Source organism: Dellaglioa sp. CoH-57-MRSF-17, assembly GCF_056782015.1.
The window spans coordinates 1-452 of sequence record NZ_JBXAXY010000050.1 but is presented as its reverse complement, the minus strand read 5'-3'; the positions used below and the strand labels follow the sequence as shown (position 1 = coordinate 452).

The window sequence follows — 452 nt, the reverse complement described above, 5'->3', positions numbered from 1 at the left end:
CGTCGCCCGTAGGTTTGGTGTACTGGCTATCGACGGCCGGCCCACTTTGCTTCTTGTTCTTTCGGTCAGCTTTGTATCCGTCATACACACCGTACCTAAACACCTGCTTGCCGTCAAATGCAACCAGCATATGGGTGGCCTTGACGGCCACGGCGTCTTTGCATATCAAGCTGGTGAATGCATATGGAAGTGCCTCTTCGATCGGCCGGCCTGTGCGCAACGTGAACCAGACACGATGGAGTGCGTGATTTCCGTCGATGACGAATATTCGTCCTTTCTTTTTCATTGCAGTTGGAACTTGTTATGTTTCGATGTGATGAGCATCAGAATGTCGTCTGTAAATTCGTCGGCTGCATTGTCCATGTCCTGAGCGTCCAGCAGCTCGATGGTCAGCCCCGGCCCGTACCGCTCGTCCAGTTCCTCAACCAAATCAGCCACGATCTTCCGAAATC

At 52.7% G+C, this 452-nt stretch carries 1 protein-coding gene; it reads right to left on the bottom strand.

From position 1 onward, the window contains the following. Positions 1-286 (bottom strand): hypothetical protein (locus tag AC1RPJ_RS07810; protein ID WP_481762847.1); only part of this gene is annotated, 286 nt, incomplete at its 3' end. Between the last annotated feature and the right edge of the window lie 166 nt (positions 287-452).